Source organism: Sphingobium sp. GW456-12-10-14-TSB1 (genome assembly GCF_059424385.1).
Map to the genome: position 1 here is coordinate 487,176 of NZ_JBWKZI010000002.1, position 24,543 is coordinate 511,718.

The 24,543-nt window shown below is 63.2% G+C and carries 20 protein-coding genes; 19 read left to right on the top strand and 1 reads right to left on the bottom strand.

The annotated features are described in order from the left end of the window. The first annotated feature begins 77 nt into the window (after positions 1-77). The 13 genes from AC07X9_RS19470 (at position 78) to AC07X9_RS19530 (ending at position 16,171) form a co-directional block, all read left to right on the top strand. On the top strand, positions 78-962 hold the full coding sequence (locus AC07X9_RS19470) for an ABC transporter permease (protein WP_254908127.1): 885 nt from the start codon (positions 78-80) through the stop codon (positions 960-962). Beyond that, a complete protein-coding gene (locus tag AC07X9_RS19475) occupies positions 959-1,792 on the top strand; it encodes an ABC transporter permease (protein ID WP_017181863.1) in 834 nt (277 codons plus the stop codon). The genes AC07X9_RS19470 and AC07X9_RS19475 overlap by 4 nt, the downstream gene beginning before the upstream one ends. Further along, on the top strand, positions 1,789-3,597 hold the full coding sequence (locus AC07X9_RS19480; RefSeq protein WP_017181864.1) for an ABC transporter ATP-binding protein: 1,809 nt from the start codon (positions 1,789-1,791) through the stop codon (positions 3,595-3,597). The genes AC07X9_RS19475 and AC07X9_RS19480 overlap by 4 nt, the downstream gene beginning before the upstream one ends. Beyond that, complete coding sequence (locus AC07X9_RS19485) at positions 3,594-3,899, top strand: (2Fe-2S)-binding protein (RefSeq protein WP_017181865.1); 306 nt, start codon at positions 3,594-3,596, stop codon at positions 3,897-3,899. The genes AC07X9_RS19480 and AC07X9_RS19485 overlap by 4 nt, the downstream gene beginning before the upstream one ends. Then, a complete protein-coding gene (locus AC07X9_RS19490) occupies positions 3,881-5,266 on the top strand; it encodes an FAD/NAD(P)-dependent oxidoreductase (protein ID WP_017181866.1) in 1,386 nt (461 codons plus the stop codon). Before AC07X9_RS19485 ends, AC07X9_RS19490 begins: the two co-directional genes overlap by 19 nt. After that, entirely contained in the window at positions 5,263-6,399 is a 1,137-nt protein-coding gene (locus AC07X9_RS19495; RefSeq protein WP_017181867.1) for an NAD(P)/FAD-dependent oxidoreductase, read from the top strand. The genes AC07X9_RS19490 and AC07X9_RS19495 overlap by 4 nt, the downstream gene beginning before the upstream one ends. A gap of 96 nt (positions 6,400-6,495) precedes the next feature. After that, entirely contained in the window at positions 6,496-10,047 is a 3,552-nt protein-coding gene (locus AC07X9_RS19500; RefSeq protein WP_017181868.1) for a CHASE domain-containing protein, read from the top strand. A gap of 138 nt (positions 10,048-10,185) precedes the next feature. Beyond that, positions 10,186-10,836 carry a response regulator transcription factor gene (locus tag AC07X9_RS19505; RefSeq protein WP_017181869.1) on the top strand — a complete coding sequence of 217 codons (651 nt, stop codon included), beginning with the start codon at positions 10,186-10,188 and terminating at the stop codon, positions 10,834-10,836. A gap of 139 nt (positions 10,837-10,975) precedes the next feature. Continuing rightward, positions 10,976-11,404, top strand: coding sequence for a DUF4402 domain-containing protein (locus tag AC07X9_RS19510; RefSeq protein WP_241763591.1), 429 nt, complete (start codon positions 10,976-10,978; stop codon positions 11,402-11,404). A gap of 135 nt (positions 11,405-11,539) precedes the next feature. Continuing rightward, positions 11,540-12,046 carry a DUF4402 domain-containing protein gene (locus tag AC07X9_RS19515; RefSeq protein ID WP_017181871.1) on the top strand — a complete coding sequence of 169 codons (507 nt, stop codon included), beginning with the start codon at positions 11,540-11,542 and terminating at the stop codon, positions 12,044-12,046. A 66-nt stretch (positions 12,047-12,112) separates the two neighbouring features. Then, the gene (locus AC07X9_RS19520) at positions 12,113-12,580 is read left to right on the top strand and encodes a DUF4402 domain-containing protein (protein WP_086486117.1); all 468 of its coding nucleotides are present in this window, start codon (positions 12,113-12,115) and stop codon (positions 12,578-12,580) included. Positions 12,581-12,676: 96 nt separating this feature from the next. Continuing rightward, positions 12,677-13,495 carry a fimbrial biogenesis chaperone gene (locus tag AC07X9_RS19525; protein WP_026002175.1) on the top strand — a complete coding sequence of 273 codons (819 nt, stop codon included), beginning with the start codon at positions 12,677-12,679 and terminating at the stop codon, positions 13,493-13,495. Between the two features lie 24 nt (positions 13,496-13,519). Beyond that, entirely contained in the window at positions 13,520-16,171 is a 2,652-nt protein-coding gene (locus AC07X9_RS19530; RefSeq protein WP_086486116.1) for a carboxypeptidase-like regulatory domain-containing protein, read from the top strand. Here the strand turns inward: AC07X9_RS19530 and AC07X9_RS19535 are convergent, their stop codons facing one another. Next, positions 16,172-17,644 carry an aldehyde dehydrogenase family protein gene (locus AC07X9_RS19535; protein WP_026002177.1) on the bottom strand — a complete coding sequence of 491 codons (1,473 nt, stop codon included), beginning with the start codon at positions 17,642-17,644 and terminating at the stop codon, positions 16,172-16,174. Between the two features lie 206 nt (positions 17,645-17,850). Here AC07X9_RS19535 and AC07X9_RS19540 point away from each other — a divergent pair, with 206 nt between their 5' ends. From AC07X9_RS19540 to AC07X9_RS19565, 6 genes are all read left to right on the top strand, one after another. After that, positions 17,851-18,708: a GNAT family N-acetyltransferase gene (locus AC07X9_RS19540; RefSeq protein WP_037514131.1), complete on the top strand. Its 858-nt coding sequence runs from the start codon at positions 17,851-17,853 to the stop codon at positions 18,706-18,708. After that, positions 18,705-20,168, top strand: coding sequence for an NAD-dependent succinate-semialdehyde dehydrogenase (locus tag AC07X9_RS19545; protein ID WP_017181877.1), 1,464 nt, complete (start codon positions 18,705-18,707; stop codon positions 20,166-20,168). Before AC07X9_RS19540 ends, AC07X9_RS19545 begins: the two co-directional genes overlap by 4 nt. 70 nt (positions 20,169-20,238) lie before the next feature. Then, on the top strand, positions 20,239-21,306 hold the full coding sequence (locus AC07X9_RS19550; RefSeq protein WP_017181878.1) for a tartrate dehydrogenase: 1,068 nt from the start codon (positions 20,239-20,241) through the stop codon (positions 21,304-21,306). 113 nt (positions 21,307-21,419) lie between these two features. Continuing rightward, the gene (locus AC07X9_RS19555) at positions 21,420-22,832 is read left to right on the top strand and encodes an aspartate aminotransferase family protein (RefSeq protein ID WP_017181879.1); all 1,413 of its coding nucleotides are present in this window, start codon (positions 21,420-21,422) and stop codon (positions 22,830-22,832) included. 20 nt (positions 22,833-22,852) lie between these two features. Continuing rightward, a complete protein-coding gene (locus AC07X9_RS19560; protein WP_017181880.1) occupies positions 22,853-23,347 on the top strand; it encodes an Lrp/AsnC family transcriptional regulator in 495 nt (164 codons plus the stop codon). A 29-nt stretch (positions 23,348-23,376) separates the two neighbouring features. Continuing rightward, positions 23,377-24,525 (top strand): M20 aminoacylase family protein, encoded by a 1,149-nt coding sequence (locus tag AC07X9_RS19565; RefSeq protein WP_017181881.1) that lies wholly within the window; start codon positions 23,377-23,379, stop codon positions 24,523-24,525. Positions 24,526-24,543: the final 18 nt, after the last annotated feature.

A 24,543-nucleotide genomic window follows, 5' to 3' on the forward strand; every position in this document is an offset into this window, starting at 1 on the left:
GCAGCGGCATGAGCGCCGCGCTGACATTGATCGGCAAGCGGTTCGCATCATCTTTGCTGACGCTGTTGCTGGTGTAGATGACCATCTTCGTGATCGCCCAATTATTGCCCGGCGACGCGGCGCAGGAAGCGCTGGGGCAGAGCGCCACGCCGGAACAGGTCGCGGCATTGCGCCATGAAATGGGCCTCGATCGCCCGGCCCATGTACGTTATGTGAGCTGGCTTGGCGGCATGCTGACGGGCGATCCCGGTCAATCGATGGTCGCGAACATGCCGGTCGGCGAAGTCATTGAGGAGCGCTTGCCCAACAGCCTGCTGCTCGCCGCTCTGGCCGCCATGGTCGCAATCCCCGTCGCCCTGTCCATCGGCATCGGATCCGCCATGAACCGCGGCGGGCGGATAGACCGGGCGCTCAACGTCGTGACGCTCGCCATGGTGGCGGTACCCGAATTTCTGGTCGCGACCATCGCCGTGCTGATCTTTTCGGTGAAGCTGCGCTGGCTGCCGTCGATCGCGTTGGCTTCAAGCGACATGGGATGGGGCGAATATCTGCGCGGTGTGGCCATGCCGGTCCTGACATTATGCGTGATCGTTATCGCGCAGATGGCGCGGATGACGCGCGCGGCAGTGATCGACCAGATGGACCGGCCCTATGTCGAAATGGCGGTGCTGAAGGGCGTTGCGCCGGTGCGTGTCATATTGCGGCACATCATGCCCAACGCCATCGCGCCGATCGTGAACGCCATGGCATTGAGCCTGTCCTACCTGCTGGGAGGGGCGGTGATCGTGGAAACCATCTTCAACTATCCGGGGCTTGCCAGCCTGATGGTCAATGCGGTCACCAGTCGCGACATGCCGTTATTGCAGGCGTGCGCCATGATATTCTGCGCCGCCTATCTCATCCTGATGCTGATCGCGGACGTTACCGCGATCCTGGCCAACCCAAGGCTGCGGTCGCAATGATGGGCGATATCTTTCAACGGGCCAAAGCCCTACCGCTGTCGGGCAAGCTGGGGTTGGCCCTGGTCATCTTCTGGCTGGCTGTCGCGCTGTTCGGACCCATGCTGGCCCCCTATCCGGTCGGCGCGTTCGTCGCCTATGACGTGTTTGACGGCCAATCAGCGAAGTATTGGCTGGGCAGCGACTATCTGGGCCGCGATGTGCTGAGCCGGCTGATGTCGGGCGCGCGCTATACGGTGGGGCTGGCGGCGGCGGCGGCCCTGCTGGCGAGCACCAGCGGGACGGCGCTGGCGCTGACGGCGGCAGTGGGCGGGGCCAAGGTCGATGAGCCGCTTTCGCGCTTCATGGATATGCTGATTTCGATCCCCTCCAAGATATTCTCTCTGGTGCTGGTCGCTGCATTCGGGTCCTCGCTGGGGCTGCTGCTGCTGATCGCGGCCTTCACCTATATCCCCGGCAATTACCGGATCGCGCGGGCACTGGCCGTCAATCTGGCGCAGATGGATTATGTGCAGGTGGCGAAGGCGCGCGGCGAACGGCGCTTCTACATCGCGATCGCTGAAATATTGCCCAATATGATCCACCCGCTTCTGGCCGATTTCGGCCTGCGCTTCGTGTTCATCGTGCTGCTGCTGTCGGGCCTGTCCTTCCTTGGCCTTGGCGTGCAGCCCCCCGACGCTGATCTGGGATCGCTGGTGCGCGAGAATATCTCCGGGCTGGGCGAAGGCGCGCTTGCGATCATAGCGCCAGCCGTTGCGATTGCGACGCTGACGGTAGGCGTGAACCTGTTGATCGATGCGATCGGCTTTTCAGGCAAGGGCAAAGGCCAATGAGCGCGACGCCCCATGTCGAGGTAAAGGGCCTGACCGTTACCGCGCGCAATGGCGCGGGCGAGATATTCCCGATCGTCAGCAACATTGATTTCGCGCTGAATCGCGGCGAAGTGCTGGCGCTGATCGGCGAGAGCGGATCGGGCAAGACGACGATCGCGCTGACGCTGCTGGGCCATGCCAGGCCTGGGGCGAAGATCGCGGAAGGGTCTATCCGGGTGGGCGAGTGCGACCTTACCAAGCTCGATCGCGGCGCGCTGGCACAATTGCGCGGCAATCGCATCGCCTATATCGCACAAAGCGCGGCATCCGCCTTCAATCCATCGCGCACCATCATGGATCAGGTGGTCGAGCCTGCGCTGATCCACAATCTGATGCCGCGCGCGGAGGCCGAGGCCAAGGCGGTCGACCTGTTCCGCGCGCTCGCACTGCCCTTTCCCGAAACGATCGGCGCGCGCTATCCGCATCAATTGTCGGGCGGACAGTTGCAGCGGTTGATGGCCGCGATGGCGCTGATCACGGATCCGGAACTGGTCATATTGGACGAACCGACGACTGCGCTGGACGTGACCACCCAGATCGAGGTGCTCCGCGCGTTCAAGACAGTAGTGCTGGAACGGGGCGCAACCGCCATCTACGTGTCGCATGACCTGGCCGTCGTCGCACAGATGGCCGACCAGATTGTCGTGCTGAGCCAGGGGCGCATCCGGGAGGCGGGCGCGGCTGCGCAGATCCTCCACGCCCCCGCGGATGACTATACCAGGACACTGATGGCCGCCGCCCGGCCCGCTATCCGCCCGGCACCCCCAAAAATTGCCCTGCCCGCCGCGCCGCTGCTGGAAATACGCGGCATGACGGCGGGCTATGGCAAGATCGGCAAGGATGGTCGTCCGCGTATTCCGGTACTGCGCGACATCAACCTGACGATCGAGCGGGGCGCGACTTTGGGCGTGATCGGCGAAAGCGGATCGGGCAAATCCACTATCGCGCGGGTCATCGCCGGGCTGCTGCCACCCGCCAGCGGGCAGGTGCTGCTGGATGGCGAAACTCTGCCGCCAGGCTTGCACGGGCGTAGTCGCGACCAGTTTCGCCGGGTGCAACTGGTGTTCCAGAATGCCGATACAGCGCTCAATCCCGCGCACAGCGTCGGCCGGATATTGACGCGACCGCTGGCCTTTTACCATGGGCTCAAGGGCAATGCGGCGCGGATGCGCGTGCTGGAGTTGCTCGATCTGATCCGCCTGCCCGCCACGCTGATCGACCAGCCGATCGGCGGCCTTTCGGGCGGCCAGAAGCAGCGGATCAACCTGGCACGGGCGCTGGCGGCCGATCCGCAACTGATCCTGTGCGACGAGGTGACGTCCGCGCTCGATACTGTCGTGGGCGCGGCGATACTGGAGCTAATGGCCGAGTTGCGCCGGGAACTGGGCATTGCGACCATGTTCATCAGCCATGACATTTCAACAGTCCGGGCGATTTGCGACGACATATTGGTGCTTTACGCCGGTACGATGGTCGAGACCGGGCCGCGTGAAGCGTTCGGCGTCGCGCCGTTCCATCCCTATACGGACCTGCTGATCGGATCGGTGCCGGAAATGCGGGCGGGATGGCTGGAGGAGAGTCATGCCGGGATCGCGCCGCCGCCGGTTGGAGGACAGGGCGATCATCCTGACCTTTGCCGTTTCCTGCCGCGGTGCCCCGCGCGGGTGGATGGGCTTTGCAATACCACGCCCCCACCCCGCCGCCCGCTCAGCAAGGGCAGCCAGATATTGTGCCATCTTGGAGATGAAAGCTTGCGTCCGTCATGAGCCGCTTCGTTCGTCTGGGTGAAATCGATCGCCCCGCTATCACCGTGCATGTCGATGGCGCCCCCGTCGGGGCGCTGGAGGGTGACACGCTGATGGTCGCATTGTTGAACCAGGGCAGCGTGCTGCGCCAGTCAGAGTTCGGGCCGGAGAAACGGGCCGGTTTCTGCCTGATGGGCGCCTGCCAGGATTGCTGGGTGTGGACCGAAAGCGGCGACCGCCTGCGCGCCTGTTCGACCCTGGCCGCATCGGGCCAGCGCATCCTGACCAGCCAGCCGGAGGCATCATGGCCGAACAACGCATGAGCCCAAGGGTCATTATCGTTGGTGCAGGGCCAGCCGGGACACGCGCGGCGCAAGCCTGCGTGCAGGCAGGCGTGCGCCCGATCCTGCTGGACGAGGGACGCCGCGACGGCGGCCAGATCTATCGCCGTCAGCCGGATAATTTCACCCGGCCCTATGCCAAGCTGTACGGCAGCGAGGCCGGTCGGGCCCAAGCGTTGCATGAAACATTCGATGGGCTGAAGAGCGCGATCGATTATCGCCCGGAAACGCTGGTGTGGAACATTGCTGGCGGGCAAGTCTGGACAGCGAGTGCGACATATGCGGACGCAATTCCGTTTGACGCATTATTGCTGTGCACTGGGGCGACCGATCGGCTGATGCCGGTCAAGGGATGGCAGTTTGCCGGCAGCTACAGCCTGGGCGGGTCGCAGGTGGCGCTCAAGAGCCAGGCGGTATCGATCGGGCACAATGTCGTGTTCATGGGATCGGGGCCGCTGCTCTATCTGGTTGCAAGCCAATATGTCGAGGCAGGCGCGAATGTCGTCGCTGTGCTCGATACAGCCCCCTACAGCGCGCGGATCAAGGCTTTGCCTGACCTGCTGGCGGTGCCGTCTGTGCTGTGGAACGGCGTCACGCTGACGATGAAATTGAAGCGCGCGGGCGTAGCCGTGCATAATGGCATCACGCCGCTGGAAATCATCGGCAACGCCGATAGCGGCGTGAGCGCCGTGCGTTTTCGCACCGGAGCGGGGACCGAACAGGACATTGTCTGCGACGCGGTGGCGATGGGGCATCATTTGCGCCCGGAAACGCAACTGGCCGATCTGGCGCGCTGCGCCTTCGCATTTGATCCAGGCACGCGGCAATGGCTGCCGGAGCGGGACAGCGATGGACGGTCGAGCGTGGCGGGCGTTTATTTGGCGGGCGACGGGGCCAAGATATTGGGCGCGCGATCAGCGGAAGCCAGTGGGCGGCTGGCGGCGCTGGCGGCACTGGCCGATCTGGGGCTGCCGGTGGACAAGGGCGAGATGGCGTCGCTGCGCGGCGATGTCGGCACCTATGCGAAATTTGCGCGGGGATTGGCGAAGGCTTTTCCATGGCCCTCGCATCAAGCATCGCAATTGCCCGACGATGCGATCTTGTGCCGGTGCGAGGGGGTGACCGCTGGCGACCTGCGCGGCATCATGCGCGAGACGGGCGCCAAGGAGGCAAACCGGGCCAAGGCGTTCAGCCGGGTCGGCATGGGGCGTTGCCAGGGCCGTTATTGCGGGCTGGCGGCGGCCGAGCTGATCGCGGCGGAAGCGGACATTCCCATTGAGCAGGTCGGCCGATTGCGCGGTCAGGCGCCGGTCAAGCCGCTGACCATAGCGATTGGAGACGATCAATGAGCGGGGCCAGCGATGTCATCATCGTGGGCGGCGGGCTGATGGGGTCATCGGCAGCACTTTTCCTGCGCGGCCATGGCCTGTCAGTAACCTTGCTGGAAACCGACCTGATCGGTCGGCAGGCAAGCGGCACCAATTTCGGCAATGTGAGGCGACAGGGGCGCCCCATCCATCAATTGCCGCTGGCCAATCGCGCCATTGCCATCTGGCGGAAATCGCGAGAATTATTGGGAGCCGATGTCGAATATCTCCAGTCCGGACATATCCGCGTCTGTTATCGCGACCGACCCGAACTGGTCGGTTCGATGGAGGATTATGCGGCAAATGCGCGCATGGAAGGGCTGGATCTGGAATTGGTGAGCGGCAATGTGCTGCGCGACAAATTTCCCTTTTTCGGGCCTGACGTGCTGGCCGGTTCCTATTCGCCAACGGATGGTCACGCCAATCCGCGCCTCGCCGCGCCTGCCTTTGCGCGGGCAGCGGCACGACTGGGCGCGGTGATCCATGAAAATACCCAGATTGTCGATGCGCAGAAGGTCGGGGAGGATTTCATCGTCACGGCAGCGGACGGGCGGACATTCCGCGCGCCTATATTGCTGGTGACGGCGGGCGCATGGGGCAATGCGTTGTCATCGCAATTTGGCGAGCCGGTGCCGATCGTCCCCAAAGGCCCGACCATGAGCGTGACAGAGCCGGTACCTTACGCCATTTTGCCGACGGTCGGCGTGATGACCCCGTTGGAGCAGGAGACGGTCTATTTCCGTCAGGTAGCGCGGGGCAATATCGTACTAGGCGGCAGCACGCGCGGACCATCCTTCCCCGACCAGTATCGCGCCTATGTCGAGCCGCAAAATACGGTGAGTCAGTTGAAGCATATAAGGCGGCTCGCCCCGTCGCTGGGCAGGCTCAACATCATCCGCGTCTGGTCCGGGATCGAGGGCTATATGCCCGACAGTCAGCCGGTGATGGGACCGAGCGCGACAACCAGCGGGCTATATTATGCGTTCGGCTTTTCAGGATCGGGTTTCCAGATCGGGCCGGGCGTGGGCGAGACGATGGCGGAGATCATCGCGAAGGGCGCGACCGACATCCCGACCGAACCCTATCGCGTCGAACGGTTCGCTACCCAGGCCTGACATAGACAGGCTGACATTGCCGATTGCGCGCCACGCCCTATAAGCGCGATGTCAGACAGGGCAGAAGCGCGCCGCCCTGCCTGCGCCGGGGGCAGGATGGAACAACAGGACAGCCGGGCATCGACCGGTAGTGACGAAACTTTGCGCGCGGGTCTTTTCGCGCAGCGCATCGCGGCGCTGAATGCCGCGTTGGCGCTGGCCTATTGCGTCGTCGGGTGGCTGGGCCTGAAAATGGCGATCCCGCCCGGCTATGCGACAGTAATCTGGCCGGCGTCGGGTATCGCCGTGTCCGCTATCCTGGTTTTCGGACGTACGCTATGGCCGGGCGTTGCGATCGGCGCGTTTCTTGTCAATGTCGCGATCGGCATGATGCGACTGGAAACGGCAGGCCTGCCGCTGATCCTGTCCAACGCGCTGTGTATTGCAATCGGATCGACCTTGCAGGCATTGGTCGCCGCCTGCATCGTACGTAAGCGCTTCGGGAGGCCAATCCAGTTGACGTCGGCATGGGATGTAGCGCTGATGGCGGCGCTGATCTGTCCGCTGGCCTGCGTCATCGCGCCCAGCATCGGCGTCACCATTTTGTACCTGAACCACTCCATCCCTGCGACCGCCATTGCCGAAAGCTGGGCGACATGGTGGACATGTGATCTGCTGGGGGTGTTGATCGTCACCCCGGTCATCATGCTCGGTCCCTGGAAGGGATGGCGCATATTGTGGCGCGGCGAGCCGATCGCGCATTATACCGCGACGATGAGCGCGGTCATGATGGTCATGATCGGTGGCACGTTGACCGCATGGAAGGTCACGTCCGAATTCGTCCATGACCGCAACCAGGCAAGCTTTGCCGTGCTGGCGCATGAAAATGAGCGGGCATTGCGATACCGGCTGGAAGCCTATTCCCGCAGCCTGGACGGCGCCGCGGCGCTATTTGCCGCGTCGGACGAGATAACCCCGGACGATTGGCGCGCCTATGTCGCGGCGCTGAACATGGGCACATTCCTGCCCGGTCTGAACGGCATGGGCTATATCCGTCCCGTGACACCTGCGACGCTGCCCGCGTTTATGCGCGCGCAGACGCAGCGTTTCCCCGGCTATCGCATCCATCCCGACAGCAACGCCCCCCTGCGCGGCGTGATCGCCCAGATCGAACCGATAGCCACCAACCGCGCCGCCATGGGGCTGGACATATTGGCCGAAGCCCGGCGGCGATCCGCCGCGCTGCACGCGCGCGACACCGGCAAGGCGACGATCACCCGGCGCATCATATTGGTGCAGGATGCGCAAAAGCGCCCCGGATTCCTGCTGTTGCGGCCTCTCTATCAGCCCGGCCTGCCCCATGTGACCGTGGAGGAGCGACGCAAGGCCCTGGTCGCGTGGATCTATGCGCCGTTCATCGCCAACCGCCTGATGGAGGGCTTGACGCAAAGTCAGGGACGGTCGCTGGACATCCATATTTTCGATGGTCCTGTGACGGCCGATGATGACACTATTTATGCCAGCGCTGCCAAGGGGAACCATCGACCCAAATATAGCGTAACCCGCACGCTGTTGCTGATGGAGCAGAGATGGACGGTGCGCTGGACCAGCACGCCCCAGTTTGAGCAAAGCGTATCGACGAGCGAAGGCTGGCTGGTGCTGCTTTGCGGGCTGGCGATCAGCTGGATATTCGGCATATTGACGCTGTCCTACATCCGGCGCGAAGCCTATGCGTTGCAGCAGGTGGAGATCAAGACCAGCGAATTGATGGAGCGCGAAACGGTGCTCCAGCAGGCGGTGAGCGCGCTGGAGGAAAGCGAACGGCATTTTTCCGCGCTGGCCAGCCTGTCACCTGCCGGAATTTTCCGCACGGATGATCTGGGCTTTTGCAATTTCGCCAATGACGCCTGGCTGAAAACCACTGGCCTGTCGCCCGACGCGGTCATGGGCGTTGGCTGGATGGCGGCGATCCACCCCCATGATCGTGAGAAGATACGGGCGCAATGGCGGACCGCCATGTCGCAAGGGCGGACATGGCGAGTGGAATTGCGCTTCTGCCACAGCGATGGCGGCATTTGCTGGGTCGACCTGATCTGCGGCCCGGAGGTCGATACGCAAGGGCAGTTGATCGGCCTGATCGGGGTTGGCACCGACATCACGCGGCGCAAGGATCTGGAACAGGAGAATGAGGCAGCGCTGGTGCGCGCTGAACAGGCGGCCAATGCCAAGGCCGTTTTCCTGGCGAATATGAGCCATGAGATCCGCACGCCGATGAACGGCGTTATCGGCTTTACCGAATTGCTGTTGCATGATGAGCCGCGCCATGCGCAGCGCACCAAGCTGGAGCTCATCCTGGAATCCAGCCAGTCGATGATGGAATTGCTGAACGACATATTGGATTTTTCACGGATCGAGGCGGGACAGATGGTGCTGGAACCCGAACCTGTGAACCTTCAGAAGAAGTTGCAGTCGAGCGTTGCCGCACTCCATGCGCTGGCCGAACGCAAGGGGCTGCCCGTGTCCGTCATCGTCGACCCGGCCTTGCCGCAGATGATCCTGTGCGACCGGTTGCGATTGCGCCAGATCATCGTCAACCTGTTGGCCAACGCGATCAAATTCACCCATGAAGGGCATATCATCATCCGGGCAATCAGGCTGCCCGATGCCGTGTTGCGCATAGAGGTGGAGGATACCGGCATCGGCATCGCCCATGACCGGCAGACCGCGATATTTCGGGAATTTGTCCAGGCGCATGGGGCGGCGGCACAGCGCCATGGGGGTTCGGGCCTTGGCCTGGCGATCTGCGACAAGCTGGCGCGGTTGATGGGCGGACAGGTCGTGCTGCGCAGCAATCCGGGCGAGGGCACGATCGTCGCGCTTCAGATACCGCTGGTAGCCGCAGAGGGCGAAGCGATGGCGCCCGCGCCCACCATGATGGATCCACCGGTCAGGGCCACCATCGCGCGCCGCATCCTGCTGGTCGAGGACCATGACATCAATCAGTTGCTGGTGTCGGAGATGCTGGAGCGGCTGGGCCATGAAGTCGCCATTGCCTCCAACGGTGCCGAAGCGATCGCCATGGTCGATGACGCCCATGCGCGGGGTTTGCCCTACGCGCTGGTGTTGATGGACCTGCGCATGCCGCACATGGACGGGATGACAGCGACGCGCACGTTGCGCAGGCGTGGCTATGGTCCAGACCGGCTGCCGATCATCGCGATCAGCGCGAATGCCTATGCGGACGATATTACGGCCTGTCTCGATGCGGGCATGCAGGGCCATGTGGCCAAGCCGGTCAGGATGAGCGATTTGCAGGCGGCACTGAAGCCGTGGTTGCGCGTGGAAAACGACCATCGGATGCTGACAGGATCGGCGCCGTCCCCCGAACTGGCGCGCATGTATCGCCAGCGGCTGGATAATATCGCCGCACTATTCGCCGATGCCGCCGCGCCCGATGGACTGACGAGCGAGACAAAGGCGCAGTTGCGCAACGCCATGCACCAGTTGGCCGGGACGGCCGGCCTGTTTGAGAGCGCAACGACCAGCAGCGCGCTACGCGAGATTTATGAGGCGCTGGAAGCGTGGTCCGACGAGCAATGGCGAGACCTGATTCGCGGGGCAGCCGAACGATTCACGCTGATCACAGGCCAGCCAGAAAGGGCTTTGTAACGCTACAAATGCTGGCTAGAGCTATTTAGTCCCTCTGCGGAACACCTGCCGCCGCATTTACCCATCACGGCGCTTGATGGCGGGATATAGTTGGGTTAGCGCGCATGTATAACAAATGTTTAACAAGCTGGGGTCGACGTGATACATAAGGTTTATGTCGTCGATGACGACGAACTAACATGCGTCGCGTTGCGCGACCTGCTCGAAATCGTGCCGGGGGTCGATGTCGAGATGTTTGCGTCGGGCCAGGATTTCCTCGACGCCATGCCGGTTGCTGGCGGGCTTTTGCTGATGGACGTCTATATGCCCGGCCTGGACGGGTTTGAGACAGTCGCGAAGCTGGGAGCGAGGCGCAGCCAATTTCCCACCATCATGATGTCGGGCCGGGGCGAAATCCGTCAGGCGGTGCAGGCGATGAAGATGGGCGCGATCGATTATCTGGAAAAGCCGTGTCAGCCGCAGACGCTTTATGCAGCGGTCAAGGCTGGCCTGGGCCAATTGAAAACGGTGCTTGATGACCAAAGCGCCAATACCGAAGCGCAGCAGCGCATTGCCAGCCTGACCGAGCGGGAAAGCGAACTGCTGCGCCTGCTGGTCAGCGGTATGACCAACAAGGATGCTGCCGAGCAGATGGCGATAAGCGTGAGGACGGCGGAAGCCCATCGCGCCAAGATCATGCTGAAGCTGGGCGCGGACAATTTCACCGAAGTCATGCGGCTGGCCTATGCGTCGGGCTTTGCCACGCTGAGCCCGGACAACGGCCCGCCGCCCGTGCTACAACAGGCTTAACGTTGCGGTAAGCATTTGTGCTTACGTATTTATACCAATTCGCGGGCATAACGGCGTAATGCGGGATGGCAGCATCATTTCATACCCCTTGATGCGGGTCATCCTGTTCGCCGGAGTCATGGCTTGTTCCAGCCTTGCCATGGGTCAAACAGCGAATGCCGCCTCCGGCGGCGCGGCGGTGACGATCTTGCGATCGCTATCGGCGACCCAGGAAGAATCGCTCGATTTCGGGCGTATTCTTCCTGCGGCGCAGGACGGGATCGTGACGGTGCGGCCTGATGGCGGGACCGATTGCAGCGCCGCAATGCTGTGCCTGGGCAAAGGGAAGCCTGCCCTGTTCCGGTTGACGGGCTCAGACTCGTCATTGTTCGTATCGATCGACCCGGCAGTCGCGATGATGGGACCGGATGCCGCGAGTCTGATGGTGACCCTGTTGCCATCCGGGCCTGTGGCGACGGCGAGTCGCGCTGGGGCATCCTATGCGGTGGGTGGACAGATGATCGTGACGGCGGGGACGCCGCCGGGCAGCTATGCCGGGCAATATAATATTAGCTTTGAATATCAGTAATTTAGGATATATTCCCTGGTCATTTCGATGGTTAATGGCGGCTTTACCATGCCCATTAGCCTTAGATAGACGGACATTTCCTATCCATGCCTCTGTCGGAGCTGGAATGCCGACGCTGACCAAGGGGTATATCACATGACCAATAAATCCGTTCAGGCCCTGGGCCTGACTGCCATGCTGTTTGCGGGCGCTGCGCTCTCGATCGAACCGGCCCACGCTGCATCCGCCACGGGCGATGCGACGGTTAAGATCCTGCGCGCCATCACCGTCACCAAATCGTCGGACCTGGACTTTGGCAAGATCGTGCCGTCGGCCGCTGCTGCGACCGTCGCCATCGCCGAAGACAATAGCCGCGTGTGCGGCAGCGGCCTGTCCTGCTTCGGCACCACCACCGCGGGCGCCTTTGCCGTCGTCGGCGCCGCGAATGAGACCGTGACCGTGGCGATCGACAATCCGTCGATCACGCTGACCGATGGCGGATCGAACAGCATGGCGGTGTTGCTTGCCACGACGACGTCGGCAATGACCCTGTCCGGCACGGGCGATGGCAGCTTCAAGGTTGCCGGCACGCTCAATGTCGGCGCCAATCAGGCCGCCGGCACCTATTCGGGCCAATATGCGGTTTCGGTTTCCTATCAGTAAATCACGGTCGGCGGGGGCGGCGCATAAGCGCCGCACCCACGCCGATGCCGAAGGGAGGACGGGGCAATGCGTGCAATATCCGCCATGGCGGCGATTGCCCTGAGCCTGTCCCCCCTGCCCGGCCATATGGCCCATGCCGACACGCGCAAGCAGGCGCCGATTGTCGAGGCGGCCACAGACATCAGTTTCGGGACGATCGCCGCCAGCGCTGCCGGCGGCACGATAGAGCTGACGCCATCTGGCACTGTGCGCTGCTCAGCAGGGCTGCAATGCCTGGGCGGTGAGCGGGCCGGGCTATTCTATGTCACCGGTCCCAAAGATTATATGGTCGGCATCATGCTGGCCCCTGCGCAACTGACCAACGGCCGTGGCGAAAGCATGACGGCCCTTCCCAAAGCGTCGCAATCGACGATGGTGCTGGATCCTGGCAAGCGCAAAAACAAGTTTAGCGTCGGCGGCAAGCTGACCCTGTCGGCGGCGCAGCCCGAAGGCGCGTACACCGGCAGTTATGAAGTGATGGTCGAATATTTCTGACCCCACTCCGCATGGTTAGCGAGTTGCTAACCTATTTTCGTCATCTTTGCCCATTGCGGCCCGCTGGACACGAAGCCGCTGACATGGGGTAATGATATGAAATGCACAATGATGATGGCGGCGATTGTCGCCAGCCATGCGCTTGCGCCGACCATGGCGCAGGCTGCCGCCGGCGACCTGCTGGTCGCGCCGACCCGCCTGATCATGGGCGCCAATAGCGGCGGCGAGGTCGTGGTCAACAATACCGGCGACAAGGCGACGACATATCGCATATCGCTGGTGCTGCGGAAGATGACCGAACAAGGCACGATCGAATCGGTCGATGAGGCCACTGCGTCGCAGCGCGATGCCGCAGCGCTGGACCTGATCACTTATGCACCGCGCAAAATCACGCTGGCGCCGCAACAGTCGCAGACGGTTCGGATCGGCGTGCGGGTGCCGCCGACCATGCCGGGTGGCGAATATCGCGCGCACCTGCTGTTCCGCGCGGTGCCTGACGTCGCCGATGCCGCCGCGCCGCAACCTGCCGCTGACGGTATGTCGATTAGCCTGACGCCAATTTACGGCGTCACCATTCCCGTCATCGTGCGCGTGGGCGAGCCGAAAGGCAGCGCCAGCCTGAACAACGCCCGTCTGAGCGTACAGGAGGGACAGGCGCAACTGGACGTCGACCTGATGCGTGCGGGCGAACGATCCGTCTATGGGACGCTGGAATTGATGCAGGCCGACGGTAAAACGCCGATCGCCACGATCAAGGGGATCGCCGCCTATCCGGAAGTGGCGCAGCGGCACATCATGCTGCCGGTGGACCGGGCTGCGCTGGCACGCGTGAGCGGGCCGCTCAAGGTGCGGTTCGTCGAGACGGACCCCGCGGCGGGCGGCGCAGTGAGCGAAACAGCCGTGGCGCGACCCTGACACCAGACCACAGGTCCATATCCCATGAACGCGCGGCCCCGGCTGTGGCGTGTTTTGCTGTCATGCCTGCTGGTCCTGCTGCTGTTGCGCGCGGGGCCGGCGATGGCAGCGGCCGCCCTGCTGTCCGCCGACGACGCGCTGTTGTTCGATGCGCGGGTCGGGTCATTGTCCGTCGGCAACGGCATTCGCGGCTTCACGGTCGAGGATGCCATCTGCCTGGATATGGGCGATGTGATCGAGGCACTGAAGATTGCCGTGGTGCCGAGCGAGGACAAGCGCCGGGCACAAGGTTGGGCTTTTGACGAGGCGCGGCATATCGCCATCGACCGCGATACTGGCGAGGCGCGGTTCGGGACGGAATATATGCGGCTGGGCGCAAATGACATTCATGACAGCCGGTCGGGATGGTGCGTTGATACCCAGGCGCTGGGCCGATGGCTGGGCGTTACATTTGATGCCGACACGACCAACGCGATCCTGACCATCACGTCCCCCGCGCCGCTGCCCATCGAAGCCGCGTTGCGCCGGACAGCGGCGGCCGAGCGGCTGGCGACGAAAACGCAACCACAGACAGCGGGGCTGGAGAAGCACCGCTTCCCCTATCGGCTATGGCGCATGCCCGCGCTCGATGCATCATTGGCCGCCGGGTGGCAGCGCGACGCGAAGGGCGCGCAGGTGCGAACGACACGATATGAAATGCTGGCGTCGGGCGAACTGGCCTATGCGTCTGCCGAAGCGCGGCTGGCGTCCGATGCGAACGCCATGCCGGACAGTTTGCGGCTGCGTCTCTACCGGGCCGATCCCGACGGGCAATTGCTGGGGCCGTTGGCCGCGACTCAGGCGGCCATCGGGGATGTGGACAGTTTTGCCATCCCCCTTGTTGCCGGATCAGCCAGTGGACGCGGCGTGGCGCTGACCAACCGGCCGCTCGATGCCATTGGCGAATTTGACAAGGTGGCGCTGACTGGCCTGCTACCGCAGGGGTGGGACGCGGAACTCTATCGCAACGGCGAATTGCTCCGCGTGGTCCCGGCGGATGCGGATGGACGCTATGCCTTTCGCGATATTGCGTTGCGCCATGGCGTCAATGTGCTGGAAGTCGTCCGCTATGGCCCGCAAGGGCAGGTCAGACGTGAACGGCGAGTCTATAATATCGCGGCGCAATCGCCGGGGCCGGGCGAGACCTGGTGGTCCACCAATATCGTGCAGGGCAATCATGATCTGCTGCGTTTCGGCACGAGTCGGCAAACCCCGGCATCGGGATGGCGCGGCAGCATGGCCGTCGACCATGGACTGGGCCGGGGAACGTCGATCGGCGCCGCGATCGTACGTGCGCCCTCATCAGATGGCAGCGCCGATTATGGCCATCTAAACCTGCGCGGCGGGTTGGGTGGAATGCTGGGCGAAGTGTCCTGGGCAGGCCGCAGGGGCGGCGGATCGGCCATGCGCGCTTCTGTCGTGGGCGATCTGTTCAAGACCAGCATAGCGGTAGAGGCTGTCCATAATCGCGGGTTGCGATCCGAACGGATGGACCCTGCACTGCGGTCCTATGTCGGGGTAGCGCTCGACCGGCCGGTCCATGCAGCCGGTCTGATCCTGCCACTGCATTTCGACCTGCGCTCGACCCGGCAGCAGAGCGGACAGGGGGTAGAGGCGAATGGCCGCCTGTCGGTTGCGACGCGCAGCGTGGCAGCCAGTCTGGTGGGTGGATGGAGCCGGTTCCAGTCGAGCGACGGCATGGCCCGCGAGAGTGCGACAGCCGGGCTGCTGGTCAGCGGGCGGGCCGGCAAGGTGAGGTTGCGGGGCGAGGTCCATTGGCGACTGAAGCCCGATCCCACGTTGATGGGGGTCCAGCTGACCGCGAACCGGGCGCTGGGGGCAACCGACATGGTGCAGATTTCCGCCAATTATGCGGCGGGCGAGAAAAAGGTCGCGATCGATGCGGCCTATGCGCGCGATTTCGGCCCGGCGGCGCTGACGCTGAACCTGTCGGGCGACAGCCGCCGGGCGGTGGCGATCGGCCTGGGACTGACGTTCAGCGTAGGCCCAGGCGCGAACGGACGGTTTGGCCGGGTACGTTCCGCGTCGCAGGCGCGAGGCGGCGGATTGCTGGTGCGAGCCTTTCGCGATCTGGACGGCAATGGACGGCGCGATGCGGGCGAACCGCCCTTTGCCGACCCGGTCGGGGTACTGGTGAACGATCTGCCGTTACCCGCCCGGTTGCGCGGGGAAGAGGCACGGGACATCGAGCTGGACGGGCTAAGCCCCGCTACCCCGATCAAGATTGCGCTGGACGAAGCATCATTGTCCGATCCGTTCGATATACCAAGCAATCCGGGCGTCCTTGTGACCCCGCGCGCTGGGCTGCACGAAGTGGTCGAACTGGGCGTATCGCCTTCAGCCTCGGTCGAAGGGACGCTGGCGATGAACGGGCGGGCGCTGGCGGGCGAGACGATCGAGTTGCTGACGATGGATGGTACAAGCGCCTATCGCGCGCGCACGGAGTTTGACGGCATGTTCAGTTTCGAGCGGGTTCGGTACGGCCGCTATCGGCTGAAGGTGGCGCAGGGCCGCCACCCACAGGTCGAGCAGATCGTCGAACTGGGCCAAGCCCGCAGCATGGCGCGGCTGGGCGTCATCGATGTCGGCACTGTGCAGCGCATGGCGGCGCGCTGATCAGAATTCGACGAGCGCCACCTTGGTCTTGAGATTGGCGACATAGGCTTCGCGGCCCAGATCCTTGCCGATGCCAGATTGCTTGAAGCCGCCCGTCGGCAGGATGAAGTCGTTGCTGCGGCCATAGCGGTTGACCCAGACAGTGCCGGCCTCCAGCGCGCGGGTGGCGCGCAGGGCGCGGCTGAGGTCGCCGGTATGGACGCCCGCGGCCAGCCCATAATTGCTGTCATTGGCCAACGCATAGGCTTCCCCTTCGTCGGCGAAGGTCTGGACGGTCAGCACCGGTCCGAAAATCTCACTCTGCACCGCCTCACTATGCTGCGCAGCATTTTGCAGCAACGTGGGCAGGAAATAGCTGCCATCCTGCGGCGCCGTGGCGCGTGTACCGCCCGCAAGCACCTGTGCGCCATCAGTGACGGCGCGCTGAACGATACCGTCGATCCGATCGAGCTGGCCATCGGAGATGATCGGGCCAAGCGTACTGTAGCTGGCCCAGGTTGGTCCCGGCTTGTGCGCCGCAAAGGCCGCCATGATGCGATCGATGACCTGATCGGCAACCTTGTCCTGCACCAGCAGGCGCGACCCTGCGACGCAGACCTGCCCGGCATTGAGCGTGATCGCGCGCGCGACGATGGCGGATGCCTTGTCCAAGCCTGCATCGGCGAAGATGATCTGCGGGCTTTTGCCGCCCAGTTCCAGCGTCACCGGCTTGGGGCCGGTCTGGGCGCAGGCGGTCATGATCGCCGCGCCCGTCGCGGTTGACCCGGTGAAGGTGACCTTGGCGATCTCAGGACGCCGCACCAGCGGATCGCCAACGCTTCGTCCGTCACCCTGAACGATGTTGAAAATGCCGGCGGGCAAGCCAGCCTCGATCGCCAGTTCCGCCAGCCGCACGATGCTGAACGGCGTCATTTCCGACGGCTTCAGCACGATGCTGTTGCCTGCCGCGATGGCGGGCGCGATTTTCCATGCGGCCATGACCAGCGGCAGGTTCCACGGCGCGATCGCAGCGACCACGCCATAGGGTTCGTGGATGGTAAGGCCCAGCTTGTCCGGTGTGGTCGATGCGACTTCGCCGCCAATCTTGTCCGCCCATTCGGCAAAGAAGCGGACGGTTTCAGCGGTATAGCTCACGTCCCAGGCGCGAATTTCGTGCATCATGCGCGTGGAGCCAAGCGCCTCCAGCGGTGCGAGCGTTTCCATGTCGCCATCAATAAGGTCAGCCCAGCGGCGCAGCACCCGCATCCGACCGCGCGGGTCAGTCTGCGCCCAGCCGCTGCTTTTATAGGCGCGCTGCGCGTCCTCGACCGCCTGCGCCAACTGCGCATCATCGACACTGTCGAGATCGGCATAGATCCGCCCGTCCGAGGGGCGCCGCACGGGAATCGCCTGTCCGCGCCCGACAACACGCCGTCCCCCGATAAAATTGCTGCCCTGCGGCAAGACGATGAGATCGGGGTTGAAAATGTCCACAGCGCAGCTTTCCTTCATGCAGGCTGGACGAGAGAATATGGATCGCGCGCGGCATGTGTTGCAGTTGCGGGGGAAAATCTGCGCGATAATCTTCCAAAAACGGGCCGAAGGCAGCAGCCAATGCTTGGACACGCCGATTAATACCGATCCAAGTGATTCCTTATCTGGGCAGGCGGACGACCCATTTCCGCCGGGGAGCAAGATGCATGGCGACAGACATAGAGGCGATGGTGGACCTGCGGGCGATGACCGTGGACGATCTGCCCGCTGCGCACGCGCTTTCCAGCGAACAGAAGTGGCCGCACCGGATCGAGGATTGGGACATGCTGCTCAGCCTTGGCTTTGGTTATGTGGCGGAACGTGACGGAGAGGTTATCGGCACGGCCATGGCGTGGTTGTACGGGACCGACGCGGCGACGCTGGGGATGGTGATCGTATCGCCGGCAGCGCAGGGCATGGGGCTTGGTCGCCGGTTGATGGAGGCGGTGATGGCCGATCTTGGCGACCGTACGATCCTGCTCAACGCCACGGATGAGGGCGCGCCGCTCTATCGCAAGCTTGGCTTTGAACCGGTCGGCCCGGTGTTCCAGCATCAAGGGGCTGCCTTTGCCGTGCCGGTCGCCGAACTCATCCCCGACGAACGGGTGCGGCCATTGGGGGCGAAGGATATGCCGACGCTCCATGATCTGGCGCGGCAGGCGAGCGGCATGAACCGGGACACGCTGCTGGATGCTCTGGTGCCAGGCGCGCAAGGCGTGGTGCTGACGCGCGCCAATGAACCGGTGGGCTTTGCCCTGTTCCGCCGTTTTGGCCGCGGCTATGTCGTCGGGCCGACGGTGGCCCCGGACACTGGCGGCGCAAAGGCGCTGATTTCCCACTGGCTCGGATCGAACAGCGGGATTTTCTGTCGGCTCGACGTGCCGGAAGAAAGCGCGCTGAGCAACTGGCTCGATGAATTGGGCCTGCCCTGCGTCGGCCGGGTGATGCGCATGGTGCGCGGGCCGATGCCGCAGACAGACCCCTTGATCAAAGTCTTCTCTCTCACGACACAGGCGCTCGGATGACTCTTTCCCTTTCCAACCCCGCCCTTTTCGTCGAACGCGCCTATATTGGCGGCGCGTGGGTCGGCACAGCGTCCGGTGCGACCGTGCCGGTGGACAATCCCGCGACCGGCGCGATCATCGGCACCGTGCCCGATTGCAGCGCGGCTGATACCCAGGCGGCGATAGATGCGGCAGAGGCCGCCTTCCCGGCGTGGAAGGCGCGGACGGCAAGCGATCGCGCGGCGATGCTGGAGCGTTGGCATGCGCTGGTGATGGACAATCTGGTCGATCTGGGCCGGATCATGACCGCCGAACAAGGCAAGCCGACCGCGGAAGCCGAGGGCGAAATTCGCTACGCTGCAAGCTTTATCAAATGGTTCGCCGAAGAAGCCCGGCGGATTGACGGCGGCATCATCCCCGCCCCCGAAGCCAATCGCCGCATATTGGTGATGAAGGAGCCGGTTGGGGTATCGGCGGCGATCACGCCATGGAATTTCCCCTCTGCCATGATCACGCGCAAATGTGCGCCTGCACTGGCGGCCGGTTGCCCGGTGGTGGTCAAGCCGTCGGAACTGACGCCCTATAGCGCGCTGGCCATGGCAAAGCTGGCGGAAGAAGCAGGTTTCCCGGCAGGCGTGTTCAACGTCGTCACCGGCCTTCCGACAGCGATCGGCGGTGCGCTGACCGCCAGTCCTGTAGTGCGCAAATTGTCCTTCACCGGATCGACCCGCGTAGGCGCTTTGCTGATGCGGCAGTGCGCCGACACGATCAAGCGGGTCAGCTTCGAACTGGGTGGCAATGCGCCGTTGATCATATTCGATGATGCCGACATCGATCTGGCCGTTGCCAGCGCGATGGTCAGCAAATTCCGCAATGCCGGCCAGACCTGCGTCTGCGCCAATCGCATTCTGGTGCAGGACGGCGTTTATGACCAGTTTGCCGAGAAGCTGGCCAAGGCCGTGTCGGCGCTGAAGGTCGCACCGGGCGACATGCAGGGTAGCACCATCGGGCCGCTGATCAACACTGCCGCCGCCGAGAAGGTGAAGGCGCATGTCGACGACGCGCTGTCGCACGGCGCGACCCTGTTTGCGCAAGCGCCCGAAGGTGCGACAGGTGAGCGCTTTGCCCGCCCCGTCGTCCTGACAGGCGCGACACGGGACATGCGGCTGGCGGAAGAAGAGACGTTCGGCCCGGTCGCGCCGCTGTTCCGCTTCACCCATGAGGATGAAGGGATCGAACTGGCCAACGCCACCAGCTATGGCCTTGCCAGCTATTTCTATACCGAAAATCTGCATCGCGCCTTCCGCGTTGCCGAGCGGCTGGAGGCGGGCATGGTTGCGCTCAATACCGGTTCGATCGCTATGGAAGTCGCGCCGTTCGGCGGGGTCAAGATGTCGGGTCTGGGCCGAGAGGGGGCCCATGCGGGGATTGAGGAATATCTGGAGACAAAAGCGTTCCATATCGGCGGGCTGAAGATCTAGAGCCACCCGTCCCGCCCGCTTAGCCCAGTTCCCGCCGTCGCTGGCACACGTCCCTCGTAAAGGAGGCATCATGCGCAACTATAACATCTCCGTCATCCCCGGCGACGGCATTGGCAAGGAAGTCATGCCCGAAGGCATCCGCGTACTGGAGCGGGCGGCGAGCCTCTATGGCTTCACGATCGGCCAGAAATGGCAGGATTTCGCCTGCTGCGATTATTACGCCAAACATGGCCAGATGATGCCGGACGACTGGAAGGAGCAGATCGGCAAGCCTGACGCGATCTTCTTTGGCGCGGTCGGCTGGCCAAACACGGTGCCAGATCATATTTCGCTGTGGGGATCCTTGCTCCAGTTCCGGCGGGAATATGATCAATATGTCAATCTGCGCCCTGTTCGGTTGATGCCCGGCGTCCCCTGTCCGCTGGCCGGCCGCGAGCCGGGTGACATTGATTTCTGGGTGGTGCGCGAAAATACCGAGGGCGAATATAGCTCGGTCGGCGGCAAGATGTTTCCAGGCACCGATCGTGAGATCGTGATCCAGGAGACGGTGATGACCCGTCACGGCACCGACCGGGTATTGCGCTATGCTTTCGATCTGGCCACCACGCGCGAGCGCAAGCATGTGACGTCCGCCACAAAGTCGAACGGCATCGCCATCACCATGCCCTGGTGGGACGAGCGGGTGGAGGAGATGGCCAAAAATTACCCGACCGTCACCCATGATAAATATCATATCGACATTCTGACGGCGCAATTCGTGCTGAACCCCGATCGTTTCGACGTCGTGGTGGCGTCCAACCTGTTTGGCGACATATTGTCGGACCTTGGCCCGGCCTGCACCGGAACGATCGGCGTGGCACCGTCGGGCAATATCAACCCGGATGGCACCCACCCGTCGCTGTTCGAACCGGTCCATGGCTCGGCGCCCGACATCGCCGGCAAGGGCATTGCCAATCCCGTAGGCCAGATCTGGTCGGCGGCGATGATGCTGGAGCATCTGGGCGAGGCGGATGCCGCTGCTGCCATCATGCGCGCGGTCGAAACGGTATTGGCCGAACCTGCCCTGCGGACAGGCGACCTGAAGGGCAAGGCCAGTACCGAGGAATGTGGCAAGGCCATTGCCGACGCGCTGGCCTGAGCGGGACCGGCGCGGCACAATATGCCGCGCCGTTTCGCCAATACGGCCCCGGCAGGCTTGTAAACGGGTCGATTGAGACTTTCCCGCTGCGTCACAAGGATAGGCTGCGTCCCATGACCACCATGGCGAGCACCCCCAAGATGCACCAATCCAACCGTAACCTGCTGGACATCGACCGCGATCATCTGATTCATTCGGTCACTTCCTTCCGCGCCCATGAAGCGCGCGGCGCGACCATGTTGCAAAGCGGCAAGGGCATGTGGCTGACCGATATGGACGGCCGCGAAGTGCTAGATGCCTTTGCCGGGCTGTGGTGCGTCAATGTCGGCTATGGCCAGGACAGCATCGTCGAGGCGGCAGCAGAGCAGATGCGACGCCTGCCCTACGCGACCGGCTATTTCCATTTCGGTTGCGAGCCTGCCGCGCGGCTGGCCGAGCGTCTCGTCGCTCTGTCGCCGGAGGGGCTGGAGCATGTCTATTTTACGCTGGGCGGGTCGGATGCGGTGGACTCGGCGATCCGCTATATCACCCATTATTACAATGCCATCGGCAAGCCCGCCAAGAAACAGTGCATCGCGCTGGAGCGGGGCTATCATGGATCTAGCAGCACCGGCGCGGGCCTGACGGCGCTCGCCAACTTCCATCGTAACTTCGATCTGCCGCTGCGCTGGCAGCATCATATCAGCTCGCCCTACCCCTATCGCAGCGATCTGGAAGGGGACGATGCAGCGATTATCGCCCGGTCGGTTCAGCAGTTGAAGGACAGGGTCGCAGAACTGGGCGCGGACAATGTCGCTGCCTTCTTCTGCGAGCCGATACAGGGCTCTGGCGGCGTCATCGTGCCGCCAGTCGGCTGGCTCAAAGCCATGCGTCAGGCGTGCGACGAACTGGATATTTTGCTGGTCGCCGACGAAGTGATCACCGCCTTTGGCCGCACCGGGCCAATGTTCGCCTGCGAAGCGGAGGGCGTGACGCCAGACCTTATGACCGTCGCCAAGGGTTTGACCTCCGGCTATGTGCCGATGGGCGCGGTGCTGATGTCCGACAAAGTCTATCAAGGCATTGCCGATGGCGCGGCCGCCGATGTCGTGATCGGCCATGGCGCGACCTATTCGGGCCATCCGGTGAGCGCGGCGGTAGGGCTGGAAGTGTTGCGGCTTTATACCGAAGGCGGGATATTGGCGAACGGCCAGAAGGTCGCAGCGCGATTCGATGCCGGGCTGGCCGGGCTGGCTGACCATCCGCTGGTGGGCGATACGCGTGGACGCGGCCTGCTAGGTGCGATCGAGCTGGTGGCGGACAAAGGCACGAAAGCGCGGTTTGACCCGGCGCTCAAGGTCGCCGACCGCCTGTTCAACGATGGATATGCCAATGGCGTCATCTTCCGCGCTTTTGCCGACAATATCATCGGCCTGGCTCCGGCGCTGTGCGCAACCGATGCCGAGATGGACGAGATATTCGCGCGTATCAGGAAAACGCTCGACGGCTTGCTCGAACAGGCAGATATTCGCGCGACGCTGGGATAAATATAAGGGGGAACAAGGACATGTTGGGCGGACCCAGACTGGACAGGATCGACCTGAAAATCCTGACGCAGCTACAGCAGTCGGGCCGGATCACCAATGTCGAGCTGGCCGATGCCGTCGGCCTGTCCCCCAGCCCATGCCTGACCCGCGTCAAGCGACTGGAGAAAGCGGGCTATATCACCGGCTATGGCGCACATATCAATTTGCACAAGCTGGGCGAATTTCTGACCGTCTTTACCGAGGTGACGCTAACCGAACATCGGTCGGGCGACTTTTCCCGGTTTGAAACCCGCATCCGCAAACTGGACGAGATTGTCGAATGTCATCTGGTCAGCGGCGGATATGATTATCTGTTGAAATTCGTGACCCGCGGGGTCGGCCATTATCAGTCGATCATCGAAGGTATGCTGGAAAGCGATTATGGCATCGAAAAATATTTCAGCTATGTCGTGATCAAATCGCCCTTCATCAAACATCATTACCCGATCCAGCATCTGTTTGGCGAGCAACGCTAGGATTGGAAGCGGAAGCTTGTTGATTGATTATGCATGACATCACCGACCTGATCGAACCGCTCGTTGCGTTCCGCCGCGACATTCACGCGCACCCTGAACTCGGCTTTTGCGAGCATCGCACGGCGGGACGGATAGCCGAGCAGTTGCGCGCGCTGGGGCTCGAAGTGCATGAAGGGATCGGGCGTACGGGCGTGGTCGGCGTGCTGCGCAACGGCACGTCGGGACGCAGTATCGGGCTGCGGGCGGATATGGACGCACTGCCGATCGAGGAGCAGACCAACCTGCCCTGGGCCAGCAAGACGCCTGGAACCTTCCATGGTTGCGGCCATGACGGGCATGTCGCGATGCTACTGGGCGCGGCCCAGCAGCTGACGCGCAGCCGCAATTTCGACGGGACGGTCCATTTCTTCTTCCAGCCAGCCGAAGAAGGACAAGGCGGTGCGCGCGAAATGGTGCAGGAGGGACTGTTCGAGCGTTTCCCGTGCGAGCGCGTGTTCGGTCTGCATAACTGGCCCGATCTGCCTGCCGGCACGATCGCGACCCGGCCGGGCCCGATCATGGGCGCGGCCGACAAGTTCGAAATCCTGCTTGAAGGACGCGGCGGCCATGCCGCGATCCCGCAGGATACGCCCGATGCCATATTGGCCGCAGCGACGCTGGTGACGCAATTGAACGCGATCATATCGCGCCGGATCGCGCCGACCGCGTCGGCCGTGCTGTCGATCACGCAAATCCATGGGGGGCATACCCATAATGTGATCCCCGCCGAAGTCCGTATCGGCGGCACTGTGCGGACGTTCGATGAGCAAGTGCAGGACAGGATCGAAGCATCTATCCGCGAGATTGCGGCAGGCGTGGCACTGGCCAACGGATTGAGCGCGAGCGTCGATTATCAGCGTTACTATCCCGCGACGATCAATGATGCGCAGGCGGCGCAGGAAGCGCTCGACGCGGCAGCGACCGTCGGCGTCGCGCAGCTCGCACCCGACCCCGCCTTCACATCGGAGGATTTCGCCTTCATGCTGAAAGCCTGCAAGGGTGCCTATATCTGGCTGGGTCAGGCAAAGCCTGAGGGTGGCGCGCCACTCCATAACCCCCATTATGATTTCAACGATGATGTGCTGGGGCTGGGTATCCGGCTGCATGTCGCCCTGGTCGAACGGCATTTGGCGATTTAGGGCTGTAGTAACATATCA